General features: G+C 71.1%; 24 protein-coding genes and 2 tRNA genes. 19 read left to right on the top strand and 7 right to left on the bottom strand.

What is annotated here, in order from left to right:
* Window positions 1–146: 146 nt before the first annotated feature.
* Genes TU31_RS20965 through TU31_RS20955 form a run of 3 tightly spaced genes read left to right on the top strand, consistent with a single transcriptional unit; the run spans window position 147 to window position 2,901 of the window.
* A complete protein-coding gene (locus tag TU31_RS20965; protein ID WP_158894589.1) occupies window positions 147–1,214 on the top strand; it encodes a chorismate-binding protein in 1,068 nt (355 codons plus the stop codon).
* Window positions 1,211–2,035: an aminotransferase class IV gene (locus TU31_RS20960; RefSeq protein ID WP_042156966.1), complete on the top strand. Its 825-nt coding sequence runs from the start codon at window positions 1,211–1,213 to the stop codon at window positions 2,033–2,035. The genes TU31_RS20965 and TU31_RS20960 overlap by 4 nt, the downstream gene beginning before the upstream one ends.
* A gap of 35 nt (window positions 2,036–2,070) precedes the next feature.
* A complete protein-coding gene (locus tag TU31_RS20955) occupies window positions 2,071–2,901 on the top strand; it encodes a GNAT family N-acetyltransferase (RefSeq protein ID WP_042156963.1) in 831 nt (276 codons plus the stop codon).
* Between the two features lie 33 nt (window positions 2,902–2,934).
* Here TU31_RS20955 and TU31_RS20950 read toward each other — a convergent pair whose 3' ends face one another.
* Window positions 2,935–3,465 (bottom strand): DsbA family protein, encoded by a 531-nt coding sequence (locus TU31_RS20950; protein ID WP_042156961.1) that lies wholly within the window; start codon window positions 3,463–3,465, stop codon window positions 2,935–2,937.
* Between the two features lie 196 nt (window positions 3,466–3,661).
* Here TU31_RS20950 and TU31_RS20945 point away from each other — a divergent pair, with 196 nt between their 5' ends.
* Window positions 3,662–4,120, top strand: a complete 459-nt coding sequence (locus TU31_RS20945) for a hypothetical protein (RefSeq protein ID WP_042156959.1) — start codon at window positions 3,662–3,664, stop codon at window positions 4,118–4,120.
* Between the two features lie 68 nt (window positions 4,121–4,188).
* Entirely contained in the window at window positions 4,189–4,344 is a 156-nt protein-coding gene (locus tag TU31_RS39195) for a hypothetical protein (RefSeq protein WP_181018640.1), read from the top strand.
* A gap of 21 nt (window positions 4,345–4,365) precedes the next feature.
* Here TU31_RS39195 and TU31_RS20940 read toward each other — a convergent pair whose 3' ends face one another.
* A complete protein-coding gene (locus tag TU31_RS20940; RefSeq protein WP_042156957.1) occupies window positions 4,366–4,932 on the bottom strand; it encodes a CGNR zinc finger domain-containing protein in 567 nt (188 codons plus the stop codon).
* Between the two features lie 225 nt (window positions 4,933–5,157).
* Complete coding sequence (locus TU31_RS20935) at window positions 5,158–5,571, bottom strand: SsgA family sporulation/cell division regulator (RefSeq protein WP_003959770.1); 414 nt, start codon at window positions 5,569–5,571, stop codon at window positions 5,158–5,160.
* 189 nt (window positions 5,572–5,760) lie between these two features.
* On the opposite strand from TU31_RS20935, the gene TU31_RS20930 reads away from it, so the two are divergent.
* From TU31_RS20930 to TU31_RS20915, 4 genes are all read left to right on the top strand, one after another.
* On the top strand, window positions 5,761–6,192 hold the full coding sequence (locus TU31_RS20930) for a TIGR02611 family protein (protein WP_042156951.1): 432 nt from the start codon (window positions 5,761–5,763) through the stop codon (window positions 6,190–6,192).
* A 54-nt stretch (window positions 6,193–6,246) separates the two neighbouring features.
* Window positions 6,247–6,318 (top strand) — tRNA-Val (locus TU31_RS20925).
* Between the two features lie 86 nt (window positions 6,319–6,404).
* Window positions 6,405–6,866, top strand: a complete 462-nt coding sequence (locus tag TU31_RS20920; RefSeq protein WP_042156949.1) for an SRPBCC family protein — start codon at window positions 6,405–6,407, stop codon at window positions 6,864–6,866.
* Window positions 6,867–6,982: 116 nt separating this feature from the next.
* Window positions 6,983–7,054 (top strand) — tRNA-Val (locus TU31_RS20915).
* 112 nt (window positions 7,055–7,166) lie between these two features.
* On the opposite strand, the gene TU31_RS20910 is transcribed toward TU31_RS20915, so the two are convergent.
* A complete protein-coding gene (locus TU31_RS20910; protein ID WP_042157555.1) occupies window positions 7,167–7,892 on the bottom strand; it encodes a 3'-5' exonuclease in 726 nt (241 codons plus the stop codon).
* Window positions 7,893–8,091: 199 nt separating this feature from the next.
* Between TU31_RS20910 and TU31_RS20905 the strand changes: the two genes are divergently transcribed.
* The 3 genes from TU31_RS20905 (at window position 8,092) to thrS (ending at window position 11,928) form a co-directional block, all read left to right on the top strand.
* Window positions 8,092–8,658 carry a DUF4365 domain-containing protein gene (locus TU31_RS20905; RefSeq protein ID WP_042156947.1) on the top strand — a complete coding sequence of 189 codons (567 nt, stop codon included), beginning with the start codon at window positions 8,092–8,094 and terminating at the stop codon, window positions 8,656–8,658.
* Entirely contained in the window at window positions 8,658–9,836 is a 1,179-nt protein-coding gene (locus tag TU31_RS20900; RefSeq protein ID WP_042156945.1) for a hypothetical protein, read from the top strand. The genes TU31_RS20905 and TU31_RS20900 overlap by 1 nt, the downstream gene beginning before the upstream one ends.
* Window positions 9,837–9,948: 112 nt before the next feature.
* The gene (thrS, locus tag TU31_RS20895) at window positions 9,949–11,928 is read left to right on the top strand and encodes a threonine--tRNA ligase (RefSeq protein WP_042156943.1); all 1,980 of its coding nucleotides are present in this window, start codon (window positions 9,949–9,951) and stop codon (window positions 11,926–11,928) included.
* A gap of 48 nt (window positions 11,929–11,976) precedes the next feature.
* Here the strand turns inward: thrS and TU31_RS20890 are convergent, their stop codons facing one another.
* The gene (locus tag TU31_RS20890) at window positions 11,977–12,624 is read right to left on the bottom strand and encodes a potassium channel family protein (RefSeq protein WP_042156940.1); all 648 of its coding nucleotides are present in this window, start codon (window positions 12,622–12,624) and stop codon (window positions 11,977–11,979) included.
* Window positions 12,625–12,685: 61 nt separating this feature from the next.
* On the opposite strand from TU31_RS20890, the gene TU31_RS20885 reads away from it, so the two are divergent.
* From TU31_RS20885 to TU31_RS20875, 3 genes are all read left to right on the top strand, one after another.
* Window positions 12,686–13,243, top strand: a complete 558-nt coding sequence (locus TU31_RS20885; RefSeq protein WP_042156938.1) for an HIT family protein — start codon at window positions 12,686–12,688, stop codon at window positions 13,241–13,243.
* A gap of 101 nt (window positions 13,244–13,344) precedes the next feature.
* Window positions 13,345–14,145: a polysaccharide deacetylase family protein gene (locus TU31_RS20880; protein WP_042157553.1), complete on the top strand. Its 801-nt coding sequence runs from the start codon at window positions 13,345–13,347 to the stop codon at window positions 14,143–14,145.
* The gene (locus TU31_RS20875; protein ID WP_042156936.1) at window positions 14,145–15,350 is read left to right on the top strand and encodes a YncE family protein; all 1,206 of its coding nucleotides are present in this window, start codon (window positions 14,145–14,147) and stop codon (window positions 15,348–15,350) included. Before TU31_RS20880 ends, TU31_RS20875 begins: the two co-directional genes overlap by 1 nt.
* A 26-nt stretch (window positions 15,351–15,376) precedes the next feature.
* Here TU31_RS20875 and TU31_RS20870 read toward each other — a convergent pair whose 3' ends face one another.
* Window positions 15,377–17,056 carry an AbeC-like domain-containing protein gene (locus TU31_RS20870; protein ID WP_042156935.1) on the bottom strand — a complete coding sequence of 560 codons (1,680 nt, stop codon included), beginning with the start codon at window positions 17,054–17,056 and terminating at the stop codon, window positions 15,377–15,379.
* 185 nt (window positions 17,057–17,241) lie between these two features.
* On the bottom strand, window positions 17,242–19,440 hold the full coding sequence (locus tag TU31_RS20865; RefSeq protein WP_042156933.1) for an elongation factor G-like protein EF-G2: 2,199 nt from the start codon (window positions 19,438–19,440) through the stop codon (window positions 17,242–17,244).
* 274 nt (window positions 19,441–19,714) lie between these two features.
* Here TU31_RS20865 and pgsA point away from each other — a divergent pair, with 274 nt between their 5' ends.
* The 4 genes from pgsA (at window position 19,715) to TU31_RS20845 (ending at window position 23,491) form a co-directional block, all read left to right on the top strand.
* Complete coding sequence (gene pgsA / locus TU31_RS20860; protein ID WP_042156930.1) at window positions 19,715–20,371, top strand: phosphatidylinositol phosphate synthase; 657 nt, start codon at window positions 19,715–19,717, stop codon at window positions 20,369–20,371.
* Window positions 20,368–21,351 (top strand): phosphatidylinositol mannoside acyltransferase, encoded by a 984-nt coding sequence (locus TU31_RS20855; protein WP_042156928.1) that lies wholly within the window; start codon window positions 20,368–20,370, stop codon window positions 21,349–21,351. The genes pgsA and TU31_RS20855 overlap by 4 nt, the downstream gene beginning before the upstream one ends.
* On the top strand, window positions 21,348–22,505 hold the full coding sequence (locus TU31_RS20850; protein ID WP_042156925.1) for a glycosyltransferase family 4 protein: 1,158 nt from the start codon (window positions 21,348–21,350) through the stop codon (window positions 22,503–22,505). Before TU31_RS20855 ends, TU31_RS20850 begins: the two co-directional genes overlap by 4 nt.
* Before the next feature lie 440 nt (window positions 22,506–22,945).
* On the top strand, window positions 22,946–23,491 hold the full coding sequence (locus tag TU31_RS20845) for a LemA family protein (RefSeq protein WP_042156923.1): 546 nt from the start codon (window positions 22,946–22,948) through the stop codon (window positions 23,489–23,491).
* Window positions 23,492–23,592 lie beyond the last annotated feature (101 nt).

The following is a 23,592-nucleotide window of genomic DNA, read 5'->3' as shown; positions in this document are numbered from 1 at the left end:
ACTCCGCCTCCGGGGCGCTTGCGCGTCCCGGCGACGTGTTGAACTCTAGCGGATTCCGGGGCCAGTACAAAAACGCGTTTGTGCAGCGTGCTGCGGTGCTCGCTCGGCGCAGGCGGCCCGCGGGCCGCCGCCATAGACTCGCTGACGTGCACGACTTCGCTCCGATGGCACGCTTCGGCGGCCTGATAGCCACTGACCTGCGGGATGTGACCAGCGATCCCGCGGCCCTGGACTCCACGGGCTGGTGGGCGGTCGCCGCCGACTTCGAGGGCACGGTGGTCTGTGCCCGCTTCGGCGACGTCCGGCCAGCCACCGCGGCGGACCGGCCCGCCGCCGACGCCTGGCGGGGCCCCGCGCCCGAGGACTGGATCAGCTCGCTGGACCGTGACGCCTATACCGGCGGTGTGCGGCGCGTCCGTGAACACATCGCGGCCGGCGACGTCTATCAAGTGAATCTCTGCCGGGTGCTGACCGCGCCGCTGCCCGACCCCGGCCGGGCCGATGTCGACGCGCTGTCCGCGGTGCTGGCCCGCGGTAATCCGGCGCCGCACGCGGGCACGATCCGGCTGCCCGCGCACGGCGTCGAGATCGCCAGCGCCTCCCCGGAGCTGTATCTGCGGCGCGATGACCGCATCGTCACCTCCGGTCCCATCAAGGGCACCGGCCGGACCGCGGCGGACCTCTCGGCGAAGGACCGGGCGGAGAACGTGATGATCGTGGACCTGGTCCGCAACGATCTCGGCCGGGTCTGCGCCACCGGAACCGTCACCGTCCCGGCGCTGTGCGCCGTCGAGGAACACCCCGGCCTGGTCCACCTCGTCTCCACGGTGCGCGGCGAGCTGGACGGGGCGAACGAGAAGACCGCCTGGGCGGATCTGCTGGGCGCCACCTTCCCGCCCGGGTCGGTGACGGGCGCCCCCAAGTCCAGCGCGCTGCGGATCATCGACGAGCTGGAGACCGCTCCCCGCGGTCCGTACTGCGGAGGCATCGGCTGGGTCGACGCGGACCGCCGCACCGGCGAGCTCGCGGTGGGCATACGGACCTTCTGGGTCGACCGCGCCCCGCCCGGCGGTCCGGTGCTGCGTTTCGGCGCCGGCGCGGGGATCATCTGGGACTCCGATCCGGAGCGGGAGTGGGCCGAGACCGAGTTGAAGGCGCGCAGGCTGCTGGCGGTAGCGTCGGGCCTGCATGAGGTGAGTGGAGGAAAGCGATGAAGATCTGGCTCGACGGGGCACTACAGGACGCGGAGAGCGCCCGGGTCTCGGTCTTCGACCACGGCCTGACGGTCGGCGACGGAGTCTTCGAGACCATCAAGGCCGAGCGCGGCCGCGCCTTCGCCCTCACCCGTCATCTGGAGCGCCTGACCACCTCCGCCCGCGGACTGGGGCTGCCCGATCCCGATCTCGACGAGGTGCGGCACGGCTGTGAGGCCGTCATGGCGGCCAACCCGATGGCGCTCGGCCGGCTGCGGCTCACCTACACCGGCGGCGTCTCCCCGCTCGGCTCGGACCGCGGCGACGCCGGCCCCACCCTGGTCATCGCGCTCTCCGAGACCCGGCGCCGCCCCGACACCACCGCCGCCGTCACCGTCCCGTGGACCCGCAACGAACGCGGCGCGCTCGCCGGCCTGAAGACCACGTCGTACGGCGAGAACGTCGTCGCCCTGGCCCGCGCGCGGGAACGGGGCGCGTCCGAGGCGCTGTTCGCCAACACCGTCGGCGCGCTCTGCGAAGGCACCGGCGCCAATGTCTTCGTCGTCCTGGACGGTGAACTGCACACCCCGCCGCTGCACTCCGGCTGCCTGGCGGGCATCACCCGTGCCCTGACCGTCGGCTGGGCCGGCGCCAAGGAGACCGATCTGCCGCTGGACGTCCTGGAGCGGGCCGAGGAGATCTTCCTGACCTCCACGCTGCGCGACGTCCAGGCCGTGACCCGGATCGACGACCGTCAACTCGCCGACGCCCCGGGCCCGGTGACCGCGGAAGCCATGCGGATCTTCGAGGAGCAGGCGGCCGCCGACTTCGATCCGCGGTGATGACGCGCCCGCTCATGGGCGAGTAGAAAGTCCTCGTGACCACAACGCTGCGCCCCGCGGGACCGGAAGAACGGCACGACGACGGGCACCGCGCCCGCTCGTACGACGTCTGTGTCAACAGCCGCCGGGTCGGCGGGATACGGCTGACGACGGACGCCCGGTTCGGCCCTACGGCCGGCCGGATCGCGGAGCTGGTCATCGACGAGCCGGACCGGCACCGGGGCCGCGCCACGGTCGCCGCGCTCGCCGCGGAAGAGGTGCTGCGCGGCTGGCGTTGCCGGCAGATCGAGCTGACCGTCCCGGCCGACGCCGAGGCCGCCGGGCGGCTCGCGGCCGCGCTGGGCTACACCGAGCGCAGCCGCATGATGAGCAAGCCCCTCACCGCCGCGCCCCCGCTCCCCGACGGCAGCAGCGACCGCGCGCTGAGCGAGGCGGAGTACCCGGCCTGGCGGGACGCCGCGCTCGCCGAGCACATCCGCACGCAGATCGGTCAGGGAATGGCCCGGGAGCGCGCCGAGGAGACCGCGGCCGCCGGCCATCGCGCCCTGCTCCCGGAGGGGGCGGAGACTCCCCACCAGGCGCTGCGCGTCCTGGCCCACGGCGGCACGGACGTCGGCAGTATCTGGGTCGCCCTGCGGATGCCGGACCAGCCCGGCGGCTATGTCGTCGATGTGCGGGTCGCCCCAGGACACCGCGGGCAGGGCCACGGCCGCACCCTGATGGGGATCGCCGAGCGGGAGAGCCTCGCGGCGAACCGCACCAGCCTCGGTCTGAACGTCTACGCGGGCAACGCCCCGGCGCTCGGCCTCTACGCCTCGCTGGGCTACCGGCCCACCGGCTATCTGCTGTGGAAGCCGATCCTGTGAGCGGGGCCGCGAAGAGCCCGTGAGGGGCCGGACTCAGTCCTGTTCGGCCAGCAGCCGGTCGGCGATCTCCTCGATACGGGCGCGCAGCCCCTCCTGGCTCTTGCCGCCGTCCAGCCGCTCGCCGCCGATCACATACGTCGGGGTCCCGGTCACCCCGATGGCCTTGCCCTCGGCCTGGTCCGCGTCGACGATCAGCAGATGCCGCCCGTCGATCAGCGCGGTGTCCAGCTCCTCGGTGTCCAGCCCCAGCTCGCCGGCGACCGTCAGCAGGAGCTTGTCCCCGCGCTTGCCGAGCTCCTCGGTCCGGGCCAGCACCGCCTCGATGTACGGCCAGCCCTGGCCCTGCTCGATGGCCTCTTCGGCGGCCTGCGCGGCCACATAGGCGTGCGGGTGCTTCGGCAGGGGGAAGTGGCGCAGCCGGATGTCCAGCCGGTCGCCGTAGCGCTCCCGCAGCGCCCGCAGGTCCTCCAGGGCGGCATGGCAGTCCGGGCACTGGAGTTCGCACCACACGTCCAGCACGGGGCGGACGGGACGGGCGGGGGACGGGGTGGTGGCGTCGTTCATGAGAGCCAGTCTTCCAGTCTTCCCACGGCCGGTCCCGCGAGGTACCCCGGACCGGTGGCCGAACCGGGACCTGGGAAGGAGCCCGACCCCGAGATGTCCCTGAGGCCGGGCCGGAACATGGCCCCCGTGGGCCGGGACAAGGCAGGATGGAAGGGAGCAGACTGCCTGCTCACCCATCCATCGGCAGGAGGACCGGATGCTGACCTCGACCGTCTGTGCCGCGGTGTCGGCGGCGGGCCTGGGCATCGCCGCGATCACGGCATACCGCAAGCGGTTCCTGGCCGCGACCCGCATCGCCGCCTATTCCCTGATCCCCATCGGCCTGGTGATGACGGGCGTCATCGACTGGCTCGCCGGGATCGTCTTCAAGCCCACGGTCTGGGCCGGCTTCGGCGTGCTCGCCCTCTCGTTCGTGCTGTTCATGACCACCAGGGCGGTGGAGCGCCGCCGCGGGGTCGGCAGCCGTAAGGAGCGCCGGGCCGCGGCGGCCGACCGGCCCGACGCGGTGGCCCCCGCCGCCTCCGCCCCCTCCCTCGGCGCGGGCCGCGCGGCGGCGCAGCCGGCCGCCAAGGGGAAGGCCGCGCCGGCCAAGGGCGGTGCCCCCAAGGATGACTTCTCGGACATCGAAGCGATCCTGAAAAAGCACGGGATCTGATGAACTACCGCTGCTGAGGCGTCCATCGGGCGCACTCGGACGATCATCTGCGTCATGATGCGCGCGAGATGAACGATGAGTGCGCCCTCGCCCAAGACGACGCCCCGTCCCCCCGACCACGCGGTTGTCTGTTCGCGCTGTCCCAGCCGCCGCTGATGCTCTTCCTCGCCGTGATCGGCTTTCTGCTCCTCCTCGGTGCGGTCCACGACCTCTTCCTCCTGTGAGGCCGGCCGCCGCGCCGTCGCTCAGCCCGCGGCCTCCCGCCGCCGGGCCCGGTAGGCCGCGACATGCAGCCGGTTTCCGCAGGTACGGCTGTCGCAGTAGCGCCGGGAGCGGTTCCGGGAGAGATCGACGAAGGCATGCCGGCAGTCCGGCGCCTCGCAGTGCCGCAGCCGCTCGCGCTCCCCGGCGACGACGAGGAAGGCCAGCGCCATCCCGCCGTCCGCGGCCAGATGATCGGCGACCGACGCGCCCGGCGCGAAGTAGTGGACATGCCAGTCGTACCCGTCGTGGTCGGTCAGCTGCGGGGTGGTGCCCGCCGAGGCGACCAGCGAGTTCAGCTGTTCGGCCGCGGTGCGGTCGTCGGCGGCCGCGAAGACCCGGGCGAAGCGCGCGCGGACGGACCGTACGGAGGCCAGGTCGCCCGCACCGAGCGCGCCCACGCCGCTGACGGCGTTGCGCTGGACGAAGTCCTCGAGGGCCGCGAGATCGGTCAGGCTGTCCGGGGCCCCGGGGCCTTCGCCCTCCGGGGCGGTGTTCAGCAGATCGACGACCGCGTCCAGCGCGCACCGGGTGTCATGGGTGATGATCACGGTTCCGCTCCCTGGCAGGGTGGGGCCGGACGGGTACCGCCCCCGTGGGTTGCCGAATGGTCGCCGACTCTAGCGCTTCGAACAAGCTTCAGCGCCGACTCCGCGGTGGGTCCGCGGCGACGACGCCGAAGTGTGCCGTGTGAACTTGTCGGTCCTGCGCCGTCTCCCCGAGTCGGACGGGCGCAAGTGTGAGCGGGTGGGTGCTTTCGGTAACCGGTCTGCGTCTCAGCTCTCCGCGAGGATGTGGGAGAGCTCGGTGTCGAGATCGAAATGCCGGTGCTCCGTACCGGGCGGTACGGCGGCATCGGTCCTTTTGAGGAACGACTCGAGAGCCCGCGCGGGCGCCTCGAGCAGGGCTTCGCCTTCCGGGGAGCTCAGGGCGATGCAGACAACACCCTGTCCGTGGCTCCGGGACGGCCATACGCGGACGTCTCCGGTGCCCGTGGGCCGGTGCAGGCCCTCGGCGAGGAGGTCGCGGGCGAAAACCCACTCGACGGTCTCCTCGGCTCCGGTATGGAAGGTGGCATGCACGGCATAGGGATCGGCCGTGTCATACCGCAGGCCCGCGGGTACAGGCAGTGAGGACTCGCTCGACACAACGAGGCGCAGGTGCAGCTCGCAGCTGACCGTGGTGTTCATAAGCGCCAGGGCCTTTCGCTCAGTGTGCGCTCGGGGATTCGCACGTCGGCGAAATCGACATGCCACCTACGGTGCCGTTGTAAACCCCTCTGACGGTTTTGTGTGGCTTCAGGTACCTCTTCCGGCGGATTGCGAGATCGTCCCCGGCGGTAATTCCGGCGGACGGTCGCGTCCGGTAAGTTGGGAGGTATGAATACGCAGAGTAACGGGGGGCTGGGAACGGTGGAGGGGGACGACGCTCCGGCCGAGAAGCCGCTCGGTTCGCGGGCGCCGCACTTCATCAAGCGTTCCCGGCCGCTGCATGTCAGCTGGCAGGTCGGAGTCTTCGTCGTCGGTCTCGCGGTCGTGGTGGCCGGCGTGATCATGCTGCCGCTGCCGGGGCCCGGCTGGCTGGTGATCTTCGGCGGTATGGCGATCTGGGCGACGGAGTTCGTCTGGGCGCAGCTCGTGCTGCGCTGGACCAAGCGCAAGGTCACCGAAGCGGCCCAGCGGGCGCTCGACCCCAAGGTGCGGCGGCGCAACATCATCCTGACCACCATCGGCCTGGTGATCATCGCGGCGGCGCTCGCGGTCTACGTCTGGAAGTTCGGCCTCGCGATGCCGTGGAACGTCTCCGAGTGACCGAGGCGTGGTCAGAAGTGCCCGCCGACGTGCGGTAATGTTGGCGGTGCGCCCGGGCGATTAGCTCAGTGGGAGAGCGCTTCGTTCACACCGAAGAGGTCACTGGTTCGAACCCAGTATCGCCCACCCCGGACGAGGGCCCGGAGACATCAAGTCTCCGGGCCCTCACAGTTGTTGGGCGGGCGCGTCCCCCGGGGGCGCACACTGGGATCATGCCCGACTGGTCCCGCCGACTGCACCGCTACCGCTTCCGCAGCGTATGGCTGCTCAACGCGTCGCCGACCGTCGTCTATGCCGTCCTCGAACGCGCCGAGGCCTATCCGCAGTGGTGGCCGCAGGTCCGCGAGGTGACCCCGCTCGACGACCGCAGCGGCACCGCCCGGTTCCGTTCCCTGCTGCCGTACGACCTGACGGTGGTGGCGAGCGAGCGCGTACGGGATCCGGGCGCGGGGGTGCTGGAGATGACGATGCGCGGGGATCTGGCGGGCTGGGCGCGCTGGACGGTGGTGCCCGGCGCCGGCGGCACCCGTGCCGTCTTCGAGCAGGACGTCGAGGTCTGCAAGCCGCTGCTGCGGCGGTTCGCGCTGCTGGGGCGGCCGCTGTTCCTCGCCAATCACGCGCTGATGATGCGGGCCGGGAGGCGCGGGCTGGCGGCCTGGCTGGCCCGCGGATGAGGGGCGCGGGCTCCCGGCCGCGGCGGCCCGGGGCCGCCCCGGAACAGAAATTTGATGGAAGCCCCGGGCGGCCTGTATTGTTCTGCTCGTTCGCGAGGGAAACCTCGCCGACACCCGGGCGATTAGCTCAGTGGGAGAGCGCTTCGTTCACACCGAAGAGGTCACTGGTTCGAACCCAGTATCGCCCACCGGGATCAAGAACCGGGCCGCCAAAAAGCGGCCCGGTTCTTTTCGTTGGAAGAGTGCCCCACGGGAATTCCGCCCGGTGTCTTTGCCGCCGGTGGAATTACTGAGGGAGGATCAGGCCGCTGCCGGGAGTTCGGGACGCAGCGGCCAGTGCGGATCAACGACTTCCGGATTGCCGCTGCGGGCGAACCACGCCTGAAGTCCACGGGCCTGGGCCGCGTACCAGACGGCCTGGCGGGTGTGCAGCTCCGCCGGATGCAGCCCTTCCAGACGCTCGGCGAAGCGGTGCCCCAGGGCCCGGACCACCCGCAGTGCGGCGAGCGCGTCGGCGGCCGCCTCATGGGCGTCGGTCAGCTCGACCTCGTAGTGCGCACACAGATCGGTGAGCGTACGGCGGCCCTTGCGATAGCGGTCCAGGTGCTTGTCGAGGACATGGGGGTCCAGGACACGCAGCGGGTGGCCCCCCAGATAGGCGCTCAGCGAGCTGGCGCGGTGCCGCTTCAACTCGCGCTCCAGGAGGGTGAGATCGAACGGGGCGTTCATCACGACCAGCGGCCGGCCGGCCACCGACTGGGCGGCCAGGGCGCGGGCGACCTCCTCCAGGACCGGCGCGGGCCAGCGGCCGTGCAGCGCGAGATGCTCGGCCGTCAGGCCGTGCACCGCCGTCGCGGCGTCCGGTATCTCGACGCCCGGATTGATCAGCCAGCGGGTGATCCGGGGCGCGGAGCGCGGTGTCTCCTGGACCACCAGGGCCGCGGAGACGATGCGATCGCGCTCGACGTCGATCCCGGTGGTCTCGGTGTCGAAGGCGGCAAGTGGACCGTCATACCAGCACGGCATCATCCCAACTCCTCGCGCTCGTACGGGGGATGACACGTACGCCATCCGAGCTGGTGATACCCGAGCCGCCGGGGGCTCGAACCGTCTTTGTTTGCGGACCACTTGACGCGGAGACAACCAGAGGGACGGGCCGACGCGATCCGCCTTCTCCCCGTCATCCACCCGCATCGATCGGCACAGCCCGGAAGGCCACTCCGCGATGACGCTCGCGCAGCCCGAACCGGGCGGGCTGCTGCCTCAGCGGACCACACCGCAGCGCGGCGGACTCGCCACCACCGCCTGCATGGAGACCCTTCAGGTGGGCTATCTCCATGCGGTCGCCGCCGCCTCCGGATGCTCGCTGGCGCAGCCCTTCCCGGACAACGGAATCGACTGGCACGTCAGCCATGGCGCGCCCGGCCACACCGTCGACGACGAGGTCACCATCAAGGTGCAGCTCAAGTGCACCTACCAGACCGCCCCGCGCCCGCCGGGGCCGACGTTCGCCTTCACGCTCGACAACGACCACCTGGTGAAGCTGGCCCGTACGCCCGTGACGGTGCACAAGATCCTGGTCGTGATGCTGGTCCCGCGGACCCCGGACGACTGGCTGCGGGCCGGCCACGACCGCCTCGAACTGCGGCACTGCTGCTACTGGATCAACCTGGCCGGCCATCCGGTGACCGGCCGGCGCAGGACCACTGTGCGGATCCCCACCGCGCGGATCTTCGACGACCGAGCGCTCTGCGAGATCATGACGCGCGTCGGCGCGGGAGGGAGACCCTGATGTACCGGCCGACCGACGAATATGACGCGCGGCTGCTGGATCCCGCGCAGCTCGACCCGGCGGTGCTCGGCGCGCTGCTGGCCCGGCACGGCTGGCGGCGCCGGGGCGGGGCCGCCGGCCACTACGCCCGGTGGACACCGCCCGGCGGCGCGGCCGGCACCAGCCTGCTGGTCCCGCACGACCGCCGCTTCCCCGACAGCGGGGAACTGCTCGCGGAGGCGCTGGCGGCGCTGGCGCAGAGCGCCGCACCCTCCGCCCGGGAGGTGCTGATGGGGCTGGCGGTGCCCAGCGACGAGGTGCGCTGGGAGCGCGAGGTCCCCGACGGCGGCTCGGGGGCCGCGCACTGGGTGGCGCAGGAGCAGCTGCGCGGGGCGGCCCGCTCGATGCTGCTCGCCGGGGCGCTGGGGACGTACGGGCAGGCCGGGTACTACGGTGCCCGGCACAAACGGCAGGCCGAGGGGTTCCTGAGCCGGGTGCTGGTCGGTCCGGCGGCGGCCGGGCGCCGGGTGACCGCGTTCGTGCCGGTCGCCGGCGGCCGCCGGGCGGTCGCCGGGCTCCAGCGGGCGCTGCACGCGGTCCGCGACGCCACCGACTACCAGCGGGCCACCGGCGGTATGGAGGCCTTCGACGCGGCCGTCGAGCTGGGGGCCTGCCATGAGCTGGCCCAGGCGCTGATCGCCCTGGTGCGGGACGCGGAGGGGGCGCGGATCGCGGTCGAGTGGTCGCCGGCGGCCGGCGCCCCGGCCGGCTGCCCGGCCCGCCCCGAGCCGGTGGAGTTCTCGCCCGGCGATCTGCCCGCGCTCCAGCAGGCCGCCCAGCGCTATGTCCGCGATGAGCCGTCGCTGCCGGTCCGGGTGACCGGTGCGGTGGTACGGCTGCGCAGGGAGCGGCCGGGCGGCCCCGGCACGGTGCGGCTGCGGGTGATCTCCGGAGCCGATGTGCTCCAGGTACGGGTCGCGCTGGGGGAGGAGGACTACCGGATCGCCGGGCATGCGCACCTGGTGGGACTGCCGGTGCGGGTGAGCGGGCGGCTGGAGAGCCGCGGCGGCTTCCGGCGGATCACCGGCGGCCGCGATGTCACGCCCGTACAGGTCGACGAGGCGGAGCGGGACCGGCTGCTGAAGTCGCTCCAGGAGAATCTCGACTTCTTCGAGGAGGCGTGCGGTGCCGAGGAATGACACCGTGCGAGCCGGGGGTGGTGAAACCGTTTCGCGGTCGGGTCCGCGGGCTCGGTACGATTCGGCTGCGCAGCAATCGCTGCCGTGAAGAGACAGTAGTCAGGAGAGACCGGTGTCAGACGTCCGTGTGACCATCCAGCGCGATTCCGAGCGGGAAGAACGCGTGGTGACCACGGGCACTACGGCCGCCGACCTCTTCCAGGGCGAGCGCGGCGTCGTCGCCGCGCGGGTGGCCGGGGAGCTGAAGGACCTGGCGTACGAGGTCGCCGACGGTGACGCGGTCGAGCCCGTCGAGATCACCTCCGAGGACGGTCTGAACATCCTGCGGCACTCCACCGCGCATGTGATGGCGCAGGCCGTGCAGGAGCTGTTCCCGGAGGCGAAGCTCGGCATCGGCCCGCCCATCAAGGACGGCTTCTACTACGACTTCGACGTCGAGACCCCGTTCCACCCGGACGATCTCAAGCGCATCGAGAAGAAGATGCAGGAGATCCAGAAGCGCGGCCAGAAGTTCGCGCGCCGTGCGGTCAGCGATGACGCCGCCCGCGAGGAGCTGGCCGACGAGCCGTACAAGCTGGAGCTGATCGGGCTCAAGGGCTCCGCCGCGGACGCCGCCGAGGGCGCCTCCGCCGAGGTCGGCGCCGGCGAGCTGACCATCTACGACAACCTCGACGCCAAGACCGGCGAGCTGTGCTGGAAGGACCTGTGCCGCGGTCCGCACCTGCCCAGCACCCGCGCCATCCCGGCGTTCAAGCTGATGCGCTCGGCCGCCGCGTACTGGCGCGGCAGCGAGAAGAACAAGCAGCTCCAGCGGATCTACGGCACCGCCTGGCCGACCAAGGACGAGCTCAAGGCGCATCTGGAGTTCCTTGTCGAGGCGGAGAAGCGCGACCACCGCAAGCTGGGCGCGGAGCTGGACCTGTTCTCCTTCCCGGAGGAGCTGGGCCCGGGTCTCGCCGTCTTCCATCCCAAGGGTGGCGTCGTCCGCAAGGTGATGGAGGACTACTCCCGCCAGCGGCACGAGGTCTCCGGCTACGAGTTCGTGAACACCCCGCACCTTTCGAAGGAGCGCCTCTTCGAGATCTCCGGGCATCTGCCGCACTACGGCGAGTCGATGTTCCCGGCCATCGAGTTCGACGAGCAGAACTACCGCCTCAAGGCGATGAACTGCCCGATGCACAACCTGATCTTCAAGTCGCGCGGCCGCTCCTACCGTGAACTGCCGCTGCGTCTCTTCGAGTTCGGCACGGTCTACCGCTACGAGAAGTCCGGCGTCGTCCACGGCCTGACCCGTTCGCGCGGCTTCACCCAGGACGACTCGCACATCTACTGCACCAAGGAGCAGATGCCGCAGGAGCTCGACACGCTCCTGACCTTCGTGCTCGACCTGCTGCGCGACTACGGCCTGAACGAATTCGAGCTGGAGCTGTCCACCCGCGACGAGTCCGACAAGTTCATCGGCTCGGACGAGGACTGGGAGGAGGCCACCGAGGCACTGCGCCAGGCGGCCGAGAAGCAGGGCCTGCCCTTGGTCCCCGACCCGGGCGGCGCCGCCTACTACGGTCCGAAGATCTCCGTGCAGGCCAGGGACGCGATTGGCCGGTCCTGGCAGATGTCGACCCTCCAGGTCGACTTCAACCAGCCGAAGCGGTTCGGTCTGGAGTACACGGCGGCCGACGGCTCCAAGCAGCAGCCGGTCATGCTGCACCGCGCGCTGTTCGGCTCGATCGAGCGGTTCTTCGGCGTGCTCCTGGAGCACTACGCGGGTGCCTTCCCGGCCTGGCTGGCGCCGGTCCAGGCGACCTGCATCCCGATCGGCGACGCGCATGTCCCCTACCTCCAGGAATTCGCCGCCGAGGCGAAGACCAAGGGGCTGCGGATCGAGGTGGACTCCTCGTCGGACCGGATGCAGAAGAAGATCAGGAACGCCCAGAAGAGCAAGGTGCCGTTCATGATCATCGCCGGTGACGAGGATGTCGCCCATGGCGCGGTGTCCTTCCGCTACCGCGACGGGTCGCAGAAGAACGGCATTCCGCGCGAGGAGGCGATCGCCGAGCTCCTGGACGTCGTGGAGCGCCGCGTCCAGCTGTGACGGCCTGAGCACCCGGCCCCGGAGAGCGAGCGGCTCTCCGGGGCCGCGTCATGTCTCGCCCTCCTGCCGGAAGCGGCGCATCAGGTAGGCGGAGAAGGAGCCCACCACCGCTCCCACCAGGGCCACCCCGACGAACATCAGCCCCACCGCGATCACCCGGCCGCGTGCGGTGACGGGGGTGGCGTCGCCGTATCCCGTCGTCGTCAGCGTGGAAGCGGCCCACCACACCGCGTCACCGAAGGTGCGGATGTTCGCGTGCGGGGCGGACCGCTCGTCGTGGTAGACCGCCAGGCTGGCGGCGTAGCCCAGCAGCAGCGCGGCGAGCCCGGAGTACGTCATCACCCGCGCCTCCAGCGCGAGCCCGGGCGCGGCCCGGCGCAGCTGCATCCGCTCATGCAGATCGATCATGCGCAGCGGCCGCAACAGCGGCAGCACGGTCACGATCAGGTCCAGCCAGCGGGTGCGCACGAAGTGCCAGCGGTCCCTGCTGAGCGCCAGCCGCGCCAGGTACTCCGCCACGAAAACACCCCAGCTCACGATCGTGAGGGTCTCCCAGAAGATGTACCAACCGGGAGAGAGACCGGGGATCAGGACCCGGACCGTGTAGGAGGTGAGAAAGAGGATCGAGGCGATGAAGAGATACGGCTGGGCGCGCCTCTCCCACTCCTGTAGCCGCACGTCCCTGTCCACCGGCACAGCATCGCGGAGCGGGCCAGGGTATCCGCCCCAACGACACGGTGCCAACGGGCGAAGCCATATGCTGGCCCGTATGACAAGCGAGCCGGAGCAGCAGATCGGAGTCGGGACGCAGGACGCCTTCCAGCGCCTGTGGACGCCCCACCGGATGGCCTACATCCAGGGGGAGAACAAGCCGACCGGCCCGGGGGCCGATGACGGCTGTCCGTTCTGCACCATCCCCGAGAAGTCGGACGAGGACGGCCTCGTCATCGCGCGCGGTGAGCATGTCTACGCGGTGCTGAACCTGTACCCGTACAACGGCGGGCACCTGATGATCGTCCCGTTCCGGCATGTCGCCGACTACCCGGAGCTGGACGGCCCGGAGACCGCGGAGCTGGCGGAGTTCACCAAGCGGGCGATGACCGCACTGCGCACCGCCTCCGGGGCGCACGGCTTCAACATCGGGATGAACCAGGGCACCGTGGCCGGGGCCGGGATCGCGGCCCATCTCCACCAGCACGTGGTCCCGCGCTGGGGCGGCGACACCAACTTCATGCCGGTGGTCGGCCACACCAAGGTGCTGCCCCAACTCCTCGCCGACACCCGGGCGATGCTCGCGCGCGCCTGGCCCGCGTAGCGCCCGTCCGGCCCGCTCCGGGGCGGGTGTCCGGGGCGACACGCACCGGACGAATCGGATAGATCGCCCTAATTCTGATTAGTTGCCCCTCTAATGGGGTGGTGACTTCCCTAGATCGCCGCTCCGTGCTGCGTGCGGCCGCCTCGGCCGCGGCCGCCGGAGCGCTGGTGACGGGCTGCGACCCGACGCGGGACCAGGACCCCGGAGCCGCCCGCTCCGCCGGCGGACCAGGCCCCTCCGGGGCGGGCCACGCCTCGCCCGCCCCGGTGCGCGCCGCCCGGCCGCCGACCCGGGTGCCCGGCCTGCCCGTACAGATCGAACACGGGCCGCGGAACGGCCGGGCGGTCGCACTGACCTTCCACGGCCGGGGCGACCCCGGGATGGCGACCGCCCTGCTGGGCGAAGCCGAGCGGGCCGGCGCCAGGGTCACCGTGCTCGCCATCGGCGACTGGCTCGACGAGCAGCCCGCGATGGCCCGCCGGATCCTCGACGGCGGCCATGAGCTGGGCAATCACACGCTGCACCACCGCGATATCTGCGCCCTGCCGGCCGCCGACGCCTACGCCGAGATCAGCGGCTGCGCCGACCGGCTGCGCAGGCTCACCGGGACCATCGGCAGCTGGTTCCGCCCCTCGCAGACCCGGCGGGCCACGCCGCTGGTGACCGAGCTGGCCCGCAAGGCCGGCTATCCGCACGTCCTCTCCTACGACGTGGACTCCCTCGACGCGAACGACCCCGGTGCCGCCGCCGTCCAGCGCACGGTCCTGGACGCGGTCGAGCCGGGCTCGGTCGTGAGTCTCCACCTCGGGCACGCCGGCACGGTGGCCGCGCTGCCCCCGATCCTCGACGGCCTCCGCCGGCGCGGTCTGCGCGCGGTGACGACAACGGAGCTAGTGACCTGATGGCTGACCGGAACCGTACCCACGACCGTCGGAGCCCCCGCGTGCGCCACCGGGCCACGCTGCTCGCCGTGGCCTGCGCGCTGGTGGCCGCGGGCTGTGGCAGCGGTGACGAGAACGGCCGGGCGGCGCACAGCCCGCGGCCGGTCGAGCGCGCACCGCTCAAGGCCGCCAAGCCGGGCCTGCCCGGGATGCCGCCGCTGCTGGACGAGCACGACCTCTACGCGGCGGACCGGCCGGGCAGGCTGGCGCCGCAGGTCAAGGACTTCCCCTCGCGGATCTATGTCCCCAACACCGGCTCCGACACGGTCAGCGTCATCGACCCGAAGACCTACAAGGTCATCGAGACCATTCCGGTCGGCGTCCAGCCGCAGCATGTCGTGCCGTCCTGGGACCTGAAGACGCTCTGGGTCAACAACAACCGGGGGCACGACCTCACCCCGATCGACCCGGCCACCGGCAAGGCCGGCGACCCCGTCAAGGTCCACGACCCGTACAACCTCTACTTCACGCCCAACGGGAAGTACGCGGTCGTGATGGCCTCCATGGACCGGCAGTTGGTCTTCCGTGACCCGCACACCATGGAGGTCCGCAAGACGCTCCCGGTCAGCTGCGCCGGCGTCAACCACGCCGACTTCTCGCCGGACGGGAAGTACTTCATCGTCTCCTGTGAGTTCTCCGGCGAGCTGCTCAAGGTCGACACCGCGAAGATGAAGGTCATCGGCCAGGAGAAGCTGCCGTTCGAGGGCGCGATGCCACAGGACGTGAAGATCTCCCCGGACGGCAGGACCTGGTACGTCGCCGACATGACGGCCGACGGCATCTGGGTCCTCAACGGTGACACCTTCGACCGGCCCCGGCTCATGGCGACCGGCAAGGGCGCCCACGGCCTCTACGTCAGCCGCGACTCGAAGCACATGTACGTCTCCAACCGCGGCGAGGGCTCCATCTCCCTGCTCGACTTCCGGACCGGCAAGCTCGTCGACAAATGGCACATCCGCGGCGGTGGCAGCCCGGACATGGGCGGTCTGTCCACCGACGGCAAGGTGCTGTGGCTGTCCGGCCGCTACAACTCCGAGGTCTATGCGCTGGACACCCGTACCGGCAAGACCCTCGCCAAGATCCCGGTCGGCCAGGGCCCGCACGGGCTGGCGGTCTACCCGCAGCCGGGACGGTACTCCCTGGGGCACACCGGCATCTTCCGCTAGCCGGTGCGCCCCCTGGGGGCCGTCACCTAGGCGTTGTACTCGTCCGCCTTCTGCGGTTCCACGCCCTGGATCATGCCGCTGAGCACCAGGGAGCGGTTGGTGAAGCGCTCGGTGTCCACGCCGTTCTCCTTGAGGACGCTCATCGCGGCGGAGTGGACCGTGCGCAGCACCGGGGTCGCGGCGCGCAGCGCGTCATCGGCCATGAAGCGGTGCCGCCAGGGCTTGTCGGCCCAGACGTGCCGCAGGCCGAACGGCTCGGGCAGGGTCAGCTTGCCGCCGAGGAAGTCCAGCACCGACGGGAACCAGGTCAGCGGGGCGCGGGCGGCGAGCCGGACCACCTCCTGCGGCTCGATGAGCGGGAGGTGCTGGGTCTTGGTCTCCCAGAACTTGACGACCTTGGCGACGTCCTTGGTCTTGGGCTCCGGCTTCGTCGTGAAGAGGCCGTTGACCGGGCCGAGGGCATGGCCGGTCACTTCGATGCGCAGCGTCTCGTGGAGCACGGTGACAGTGATCATGAGGGTGATCACCAACTGGCCGTCCCACAGGACGAACTGGACTCCGAGGTAGTGGCGGTTGCCGCTGCCGAACTGCTGCTCGTTGCAGATCCGCTCTATCTCGTGCCCGCGGATCTGGTACGCCTCCACATGGCTGCCCTCGGGGCGGGCGACCGCGGCGGCCTTCTCGCCGACTGGCGAGACGATCCAGTGGCGTACGGACGGCGTGGGGAAGCCGCCGGTGTGCAGCGGGCTGCGCTCCAGCAGCCGCAGCTTGTCGTGGATCGCCCGGATCACGTCCCAGCTGCGGAACGGGTGGATCTCGCTGCCCTCGTGCGCCGGGATGAGCTCCTCGGCGAGCTGCCAGCTGCCCCAGCGGGTGCCCATGCCGAGTATCCCCTTGGGGCCGGCGTAGAAGACGACATTGCTGTTCTGCTCGGCGGAGATTTTGGCGAGATTCTGGCGGAGGGTCTCGGCGGCGATCTGGTTCGGGTCCTGGGGGACCGCCTCGGGGATCTTCGCGGCCACCCCGCCGCCCTCCAGCAGCCCCTTCCAGGACTCCCGCATGGCCACCGCGGTCTTCTCGCAGATCTGCTTGGCCAGCCACCAGCCGATCACCGGGGCGACGACCGCGCCGCGGGCGTACAGCGGCCAGAAGCCGTTGAACGGCAGCTTGATCATGAAGAACACGCCGAGGACGCCCAGCACCGTCAGCAGCACCCCGCCGATCAGGGAGAGGCCCTTGCCCGCGCCGTCCTTGGAGAGCATCTTCCGCAGCTGGAAGACGCCCAGCCACAGCAGCACACCGGGCAGGAACAGCACCCCGAACAGCACCATCAGCAGCGTCAGCTTGGCGTCCCGCTGCTTGCGGATACGGGTGGCGGACAGACAGTGCTCGACGATGGTCTGCGGCTCGGTCCCGAAGGACTGGATGAGCGCGGCCCGCCCGCCGCCGAGCATCCGCACCTGCACCGCCCGCGCGAACGCCTCGCCGAGATTGGGCGCGAACAGCGACAGCTTGGGCTTCTTGATGGCGGACTTGCCGGATTCCGAGTCGGCCTTGGAGATATCGGCGAGCGGGCTGTCCCGATAGGCGGCCGAGGCCAGCGCCTGGGTCGCCGCCGTCTGCCCGGCGCTCCCCGAAAGCGGGACCTGCGCCCCGGGACTGAAGTCAAAGCCGTCTGCCACTACCGCCCCCCACACCGCACGCATCCAATGATGCGGCTCTTCCCGACTTCCGCTGACGGCACACCTGCTGAGAGCCTGTCTTCGAGCCCGTGACCTCGCATCCTGGCGTCGAACCCCGGTTCAACGGCAGGGCTTCAGCGTACAGCCGCCGTCCCGCCCAGAGGAGTTGAGCAGGACAGCGGCCGCTCCAACGGTTGATCGGCCGTCAACTATGCGCCGTTCTCCGCCTCTTCCCGCCACTTGTCGGCGAGCTGCGGCGGCATCGGCTCATGCCGCAGGTGGACGCGGGAGAACCGCCCGGTGCCGTGCGAGAGGGAGCGCAGATCGATGGCGTAGCGGTCGATCTCGATCTCGGGCACCTCGGCGCGCACCACGGTGCGTCCCGCCCCTGACTGTTCGGTGCCCACGACCCGGCCGCGGCGCCCCGACAGATCGCTCATCACCTGGCCGACGAAATCGTCCGGAACCATCACGCTCACCTCGGACACCGGTTCGAGCAGATCGATCCGGACCTCACCGGCGGCCTCCCGCAGCGCCAGCGCGCCCGCCGTCTGGAACGCGGCGTCCGAGGAGTCGACGGAGTGCGCCTTGCCGTCGAGCAGCGTGACGCGGATGTCGACGAGCGGATGCCCGGCGGCGACCCCGCGGGCGGCCTGGGTGCGTACGCCCTTCTCCACGGACGGGATGAACTGCCGGGGCACCGCACCGCCCACGACCTTGTCCACGAACTCGATACCGGAGCCGCCGGGCAGTGGCTCCACCTCGATCTCGCAGATCGCGAACTGGCCGTGTCCGCCGGACTGCTTCACATGCCGCCCGCGGCCGGCGGCGTGGGCACCGAAGGTCTCCCGCAGCGACACCTGGTGCGCGACCGTGTCCACCTGGACGCCGTAGCGGGTCCGCAGCCGCTCCAGGGCGACATCGACATGTGCCTCGCCCAGGCACCACAGCACCACCTGATGGGTGTCCTGGTTGTGCTCCAGACGCATCGTCGGATCCTCGGCGACCAGCCGGGCCAGGCCCTGCGAGAGTTTGTCCTCGTCGGCCTTGCTGTGTGCCCGGATGGCGACCGGCAGCAGCGGGTCCGGCATCGTCCAGGGCTCCATCAGCAGCGGGTCGTCCTTGCCGGAGAGGGTGTCGCCGGTCTCGGCCCGGGACAGCTTCGCCACACAGGCCAGATCGCCGGCGATCGCCTTGGACAGCGGCCGCTGCTGCTTGCCGAACGGGGTGGACAGCGCGCCGACCCGCTCGTCCACGTCATGGTCCTCGTGCCCGCGGTCCTGTAGGCCGTGGCCCGAGACATGCACCGTCTCGTCCGGGCGCAGGGTGCCCGAGAACAGGCGGACGAGCGAGATCCGGCCGACGTACGGGTCGGAGGAGGTCTTGACCACCTCGGCCGCGAGCGGACCGTCGGGGTCGCAGCTCAGCGCCGGGCGCGGGGCGCCGTCCGGGGTGGTCACGGCCGGCGCCTCGCGCTCCACGGGCGTCGGGAAGCCACCGGTGATCAGCTCCAGCAGCTCCACGGTGCCCAGCCCCTGCTTGGCGCCCTCGGCGGCCGGGGCCGCGGCCAGCACGGGGTGGAAGGTGCCCCGGGCGACCGCCGTCTCCAGGTCCCCGGTGAGGGTCTTGATGTCGATCTCCTCGCCGCCGAGGTAGCGGTCCATCAGGGACTCGTCCTCGCTCTCGGCGATGATGCCCTCGATGAGGCGGTTGCGGGCCGCTTCGATCAGCGGCAGCTCGTCCTCCGTCGGTGCGCGTTCGGTGCGCTCGCCGGAGGAGTAGTCGAAGACCCGCTGGGAGAGCAGGCCGATCAGGCCGTGCACGGGGGCGTGGCCGTCGGCGCCCGGCGTCCCGTACAGCGGGAGGTAGAGGGGGAGGACGGCGTCCGGGTCCTCGCCGCCGAGAGCGGAGCGGCAGCGCTCGGTCATCTCGTCGAAGTCGGCGCGGGACGCCTCCAGGTGCGTGATGACCAGCGCGCGCGGCATTCCGACGGCCGCGCACTCGTCCCAGACCATACGGGTCGCGCCGGCCACGCCGTCGGCCGCCGAGACAACGAAAAGGGCCGCGTCCGCGGCGCGCAGACCGGCCCTGAGTTCCCCGACGAAATCGGCGTATCCGGGGGTGTCCAAGAGATTGATCTTGACTTCTCCCCAGTCCACCGGGACCAGGGAGAGCTGTACGGAGCGTTGCTGCCGGTGCTCGATGTCGTCGTAGTCGGAGAGGCAGCCGCCGTCCTCGACCCGGCCCGCCCGGTTGACCGCGCCGGATGCCAGCGCGAGGGCCTCGACCAGTGTGGTTTTTCCCGAGCCGCTGTGGCCGACCAGCACCACATTGCGCAGGGCCGTGGGCTGGTCGGCCGTTGATGCCCTGCCGGCGGCTCCCGGGTGTGTACTCGATTTCTCGCTCATGTGTCTCGCCTCCAGGTCGACACTTTGCGGTGATTCGAGCTTTCCACCGCGGCCATGCCGCGTCCATACATGGCACACGGGCCCGGTGCTCCCAAGGGGTCCGGACGTCCCTGGTGGGGCCTGTGGGCGCGGCCACCGGCGCGCGTCGGGGGTGCCGAGCCGCGGGACGCACCCCGCGCCGCGATGCGTTCGTGGTGCCCCGTGACCTCCTGGCTACGATGGGCCCGCCGGTGGCCGCTAGACCGCACGGCCCGTATCGACTCCCGGGAAGGCCATGCTGAACAAGTACGCGCGTGCGTTCTTCACGCGTGTTCTCACGCCGTTCGCCGCCCTGCTCATCCGGATCGGCGTCAGCCCGGACGCGGTCACTCTGGTCGGCACCGGGGGCGTGGTGGCCGGCGCCCTGATCTTCTACCCACTGGGCGAGTTCTTCTGGGGCACGATCGTCATCACGCTGTTCGTCTTCTCCGACCTCGTCGACGGCAACATGGCGCGGCAGCTGGGCCGCTCCAGCCGCTGGGGGGCCTTCCTCGACTCCACCCTCGACCGGGTCGCCGACTCGGCGATCTTCGGCGGGCTCGCCCTGTGGTACGCGGGCCGGGGCGACAGCCTGATGCTCTGCGGGATGGCGATCTTCTGCCTGGCCAGCGGCCAGGTGGTCTCGTACACCAAGGCCCGCGGGGAGGCCATCGGGCTGCCGGTGGACGTCAACGGCCTGGTGGAACGCGCCGAGCGGCTGGTCATCACGCTGGTCGCCTGCGGCCTGTCGGGGCTGCATGCCTTCGGGGTGCCCGGCGTCGAGATCCTGCTGCCGATCGCCCTGTGGATCGTCGGCATCGGCAGCGCCGTCACCCTGGGCCAGCGCGTGGTGACGGTACGACGGGAGTCGGCCGAGGCCGACGCCATGGCACAAGGGGGGAACAGCGCATGAGCCCGCGCAGGAACGGCCGGTCGTTGATCGATACGGAGAAGCTGGCGGAGGCGCTCTACGCGCTGGGCTGGAGCACCGTCAAGAAACTGCCCGAGGGCGCTGCCGTACGGCTCGGCCGCCGGATCGCCGACACCGCCTGGAAGCGCCGCGGCAAGGGGGTCCGCCGCCTGGAGGCGAACCTCGCCCGGGTCGTGCCGGACGCCACACCGCAGCGGCTCGCCGAGCTCTCCCGGGCCGGGATGCGCTCGTACATGCGCTACTGGATGGAGTCCTTCCGGCTGCCGGCCTGGAGCAAGGACCGGATAAGGACGGGTTTCATCCCCGAGGACGTGCACTACCTGGAGGACGGGCTCAAAAGTGGCCGTGGCGTCATCCTGGCGCTGCCCCACATGGGCAACTACGACCTCGCGGGCGCCTGGGTCACCACCAAGCTCGGGGTCCCCTTCACCACCGTCGCTCAGCGCCTCAAGCCGGAAACCCTCTACGACCGCTTCGTCGCCTACCGCGAGGGCCTGGGCATGGAGGTCCTGCCGCACACCGGCGGCGCCGCCTTCGGCACGCTCGCCCGGCGGCTGCGGGCCGGCGGGCTGGTCTGCCTGGTCGCGGACCGCGATCTCTCCGCCTCCGGCATAGAGGTCAAGTTCTTCGGTGAGGCCACGAAGATGCCGGCCGGCCCCGCCGTACTCGCCGTCCAGACCGGCGCCATGCTGCTGCCCGTCACCCTCTGGTACGACGACACCCCCGTCATGCGCGGCCGGGTCCACCCGGAGATCGAGGTCCCCGAGACCGGCACCCGCGCCGAGAAGGCCGCCTTGATGACCCAGGAGCTCGCCGACGCCTTCGCCTCCGGCATCGCCGACCACCCCGAGGACTGGCACATGCTCCAGCGGCTCTGGCTCGCTGACCTGGAACCGCGCGAGCAGCCCGGCGCCCCGGGCGGCACCGAGACCTCCGGAACCTCCGGAACGGAGTCCGTGTGAAGATCGGCATCGTCTGCCCGTACGCCTGGGACGTCCCCGGCGGCGTGCAGTTCCACATCCGGGACCTGGCCGATCACCTGATCCGCCTCGGCCACGAGGTCTCCGTCCTGGCCCCCTCGGACGACGAGACCCCCCTGCCGCCGTACGTCGTCTCCGCCGGCCGCGCCGTCCCCGTCCCGTACAACGGCTCGGTCGCCCGCCTCAACTTCGGGTTCCTCTCCGCCGCCCGGGTCCGCCGCTGGCTCCAGCACGGCGCCTTCGACGTCATCCACATCCACGAGCCGGCCTCGCCCTCGCTAGGCCTGCTCTCCTGCTGGGCGGCCCAGGGCCCGATCGTGGCGACCTTCCACACCTCCAACCCGCGCTCGCGGGCGATGATCGCCGCGTATCCGATCCTCCAGCCCGCGCTGGAGAAGATCAGCGCACGGATCGCGGTGAGCGAATACGCCCGCCGCACCCTCGTCGAACACCTCGGCGGCGATGCGGTGGTCATCCCCAACGGCGTCGACGTCGACTTCTTCGCCACCGCCGAGCCCAAGGCCGAATGGCAGGGACGCACGATCGGCTTCATCGGCCGGATCGACGAACCGCGCAAGGGCCTGCCGGTCCTGATGAAGGCGCTGCCCACGATCCTCGCCGCGGTACCGGACGCCCGGCTGCTGGTCGCCGGCCGCGGCGACGAGGCGGAGGCGGTCGCGGAGCTGCCCGCCGACCTGCGCTCCCGGGTCGAATTCCTCGGCATGGTCAGCGACGAGGACAAGGCCCGCCTGCTGCGCAGCGTCGACCTCTATGTCGCGCCCAACACGGGCGGCGAATCCTTCGGCATCATCCTCGTGGAGGCCATGTCGGCCGGGGCGCCCGTCCTGGCCAGCGACCTCGACGCCTTCGCCCAGGTCCTCGACCAGGGCGAAGCCGGCGCACTCTTCACCAACGAGGACGCCGATGCGCTGGCCGCTGGGGCGGTACGACTCCTCGGTGACCCGGCGCGCCTCGCCGAACTGCGCGAACGCGGCGCCCGTCATGTGCGCCGCTTCGACTGGTCGACTGTCGGCGCCGACATCCTCGCCGTCTACGAGACGGTCACCACCGGCGCGGCGTCCGTGGCCACGGACGAGCGGGTCGGTCCACGGAATCGCCTCTGGCAGAAGGATTGACTTCCCACGTTTTTGGCCGTCCCGTCGTGGTTGTTGGTCGCCGTTGCGCCTGCGGCGGGCCGGGTCCGCTGCGCGGGGCTGTGGGTGCGGTGACGGGCCTCCGGGGCCGGTGTGTGGGACTGCTTCGCTTTACGTCCCACACACCGGCCCCTCCGGCCCGTCCCCTCCCGTGGGGGGAGTGAGTGACGGTGGGTGGGGGCTGGCCGCCGTAAGCCATAAACGGGCCCTGCGAGCCGCACCGGACCACCTACGGGTCCACCCACCAAGGTTTTTCCCACCCGTCACCGCACCCGACAGCCCCGCGCAGCGGCCCCGCCCGCCGCAGGCGCAACGGCGGGGGCACCGCGCAAGCGGGCAACAAACGGCGAGCAACACCCACGGCGGGAAAGCCAAAAACGTGGGGCGAAGACAAAGCGCGGCAGCGCGTATCGTGACCGCCCGTGACCACGTTCATCTGGATCGCCGTCGCGATCGTCCTCATCGGTATTTACCTCAGCTGGACGGCCGGCCGCCTCGACCGCCTGCACGCCCGTATCGACGCGGCCAGGGCGGCGCTCGACGCCCAGCTGCTGCGACGGGCGTCCGTCGCGCAGGAGGTGGGGACGTCGGGGGTCCTCGATCCGGCCGCCTCGATCGTCCTCTACCAGGCCGCGCACGAGGCGCGGCAGGCAGAGGAGGACCACCGTGAGGTCGCGGAGAGTGAGCTGAGCCAGGCGCTGCGGGCGATCTTCGCGGAGGAGGCACAGCTGGAGGCCGTACGGGAGGCGCCCGGTGGCGAGCAGACGGTCGCCGAGCTCACCGCCGCGGTGCGCCGGGTCCCGATGGCCCGTCGCTTTCACAACGACGCCGTACGGGCCGCCCGCGCCGTCCGCCGGCACCGGGTGGTGCGGTATTTTCGGCTGGCCGGTCATGCGCCGTTCCCGCTGGCCTTCGAGATGGATGACGAGCCGCCGGCCGTTCTGGACGACCGCTCGGCCGGGAACTGAGCCCGGCCGCGGGCCGGGAGCGCGGAGCGGGTGGCTGCGACTCCCAGCGGTGACGAGCCACTGACCTCTAATTGGCCCTTTTCCCGGTCCGCTCACAAACG

The sequence above is a fragment of the Streptomyces lydicamycinicus genome (assembly GCF_000829715.2).
Classification (GTDB): Bacteria; Actinomycetota; Actinomycetes; order Streptomycetales; family Streptomycetaceae; genus Streptomyces; species Streptomyces lydicamycinicus.
Note: the sequence above shows the minus strand (reverse complement) of the source record. Positions and strands in the feature narration are given on the sequence as shown.

Coding starts and splice junctions, on each gene's coding strand:
- TU31_RS20865 (WP_042156933.1), bottom strand. CDS start 19,440: ATGAGCGAGAAATCGAGTACACACCCGGGAGCCGCCGGCAGGGCATCA.
- TU31_RS20905 (WP_042156947.1), top strand. CDS start 8,092: ATGACGCTCGCGCAGCCCGAACCGGGCGGGCTGCTGCCTCAGCGGACC.
- TU31_RS20935 (WP_003959770.1), bottom strand. CDS start 5,571: ATGAACACCACGGTCAGCTGCGAGCTGCACCTGCGCCTCGTTGTGTCG.
- pgsA (WP_042156930.1), top strand. CDS start 19,715: ATGCTGAACAAGTACGCGCGTGCGTTCTTCACGCGTGTTCTCACGCCG.
- TU31_RS20875 (WP_042156936.1), top strand. CDS start 14,145: ATGGCTGACCGGAACCGTACCCACGACCGTCGGAGCCCCCGCGTGCGC.
- TU31_RS20945 (WP_042156959.1), top strand. CDS start 3,662: ATGCTGACCTCGACCGTCTGTGCCGCGGTGTCGGCGGCGGGCCTGGGC.
- TU31_RS20960 (WP_042156966.1), top strand. CDS start 1,211: ATGAAGATCTGGCTCGACGGGGCACTACAGGACGCGGAGAGCGCCCGG.
- TU31_RS20930 (WP_042156951.1), top strand. CDS start 5,761: ATGAATACGCAGAGTAACGGGGGGCTGGGAACGGTGGAGGGGGACGAC.
- TU31_RS20885 (WP_042156938.1), top strand. CDS start 12,686: ATGCTGGCCCGTATGACAAGCGAGCCGGAGCAGCAGATCGGAGTCGGG.
- TU31_RS20900 (WP_042156945.1), top strand. CDS start 8,658: ATGTACCGGCCGACCGACGAATATGACGCGCGGCTGCTGGATCCCGCG.
- TU31_RS39195 (WP_181018640.1), top strand. CDS start 4,189: ATGAACGATGAGTGCGCCCTCGCCCAAGACGACGCCCCGTCCCCCCGA.
- TU31_RS20950 (WP_042156961.1), bottom strand. CDS start 3,465: ATGAACGACGCCACCACCCCGTCCCCCGCCCGTCCCGTCCGCCCCGTG.
- TU31_RS20910 (WP_042157555.1), bottom strand. CDS start 7,892: ATGCCGTGCTGGTATGACGGTCCACTTGCCGCCTTCGACACCGAGACC.
- TU31_RS20920 (WP_042156949.1), top strand. CDS start 6,405: ATGCCCGACTGGTCCCGCCGACTGCACCGCTACCGCTTCCGCAGCGTA.
- TU31_RS20870 (WP_042156935.1), bottom strand. CDS start 17,056: ATGCGTGCGGTGTGGGGGGCGGTAGTGGCAGACGGCTTTGACTTCAGT.
- TU31_RS20855 (WP_042156928.1), top strand. CDS start 20,368: ATGAGCCCGCGCAGGAACGGCCGGTCGTTGATCGATACGGAGAAGCTG.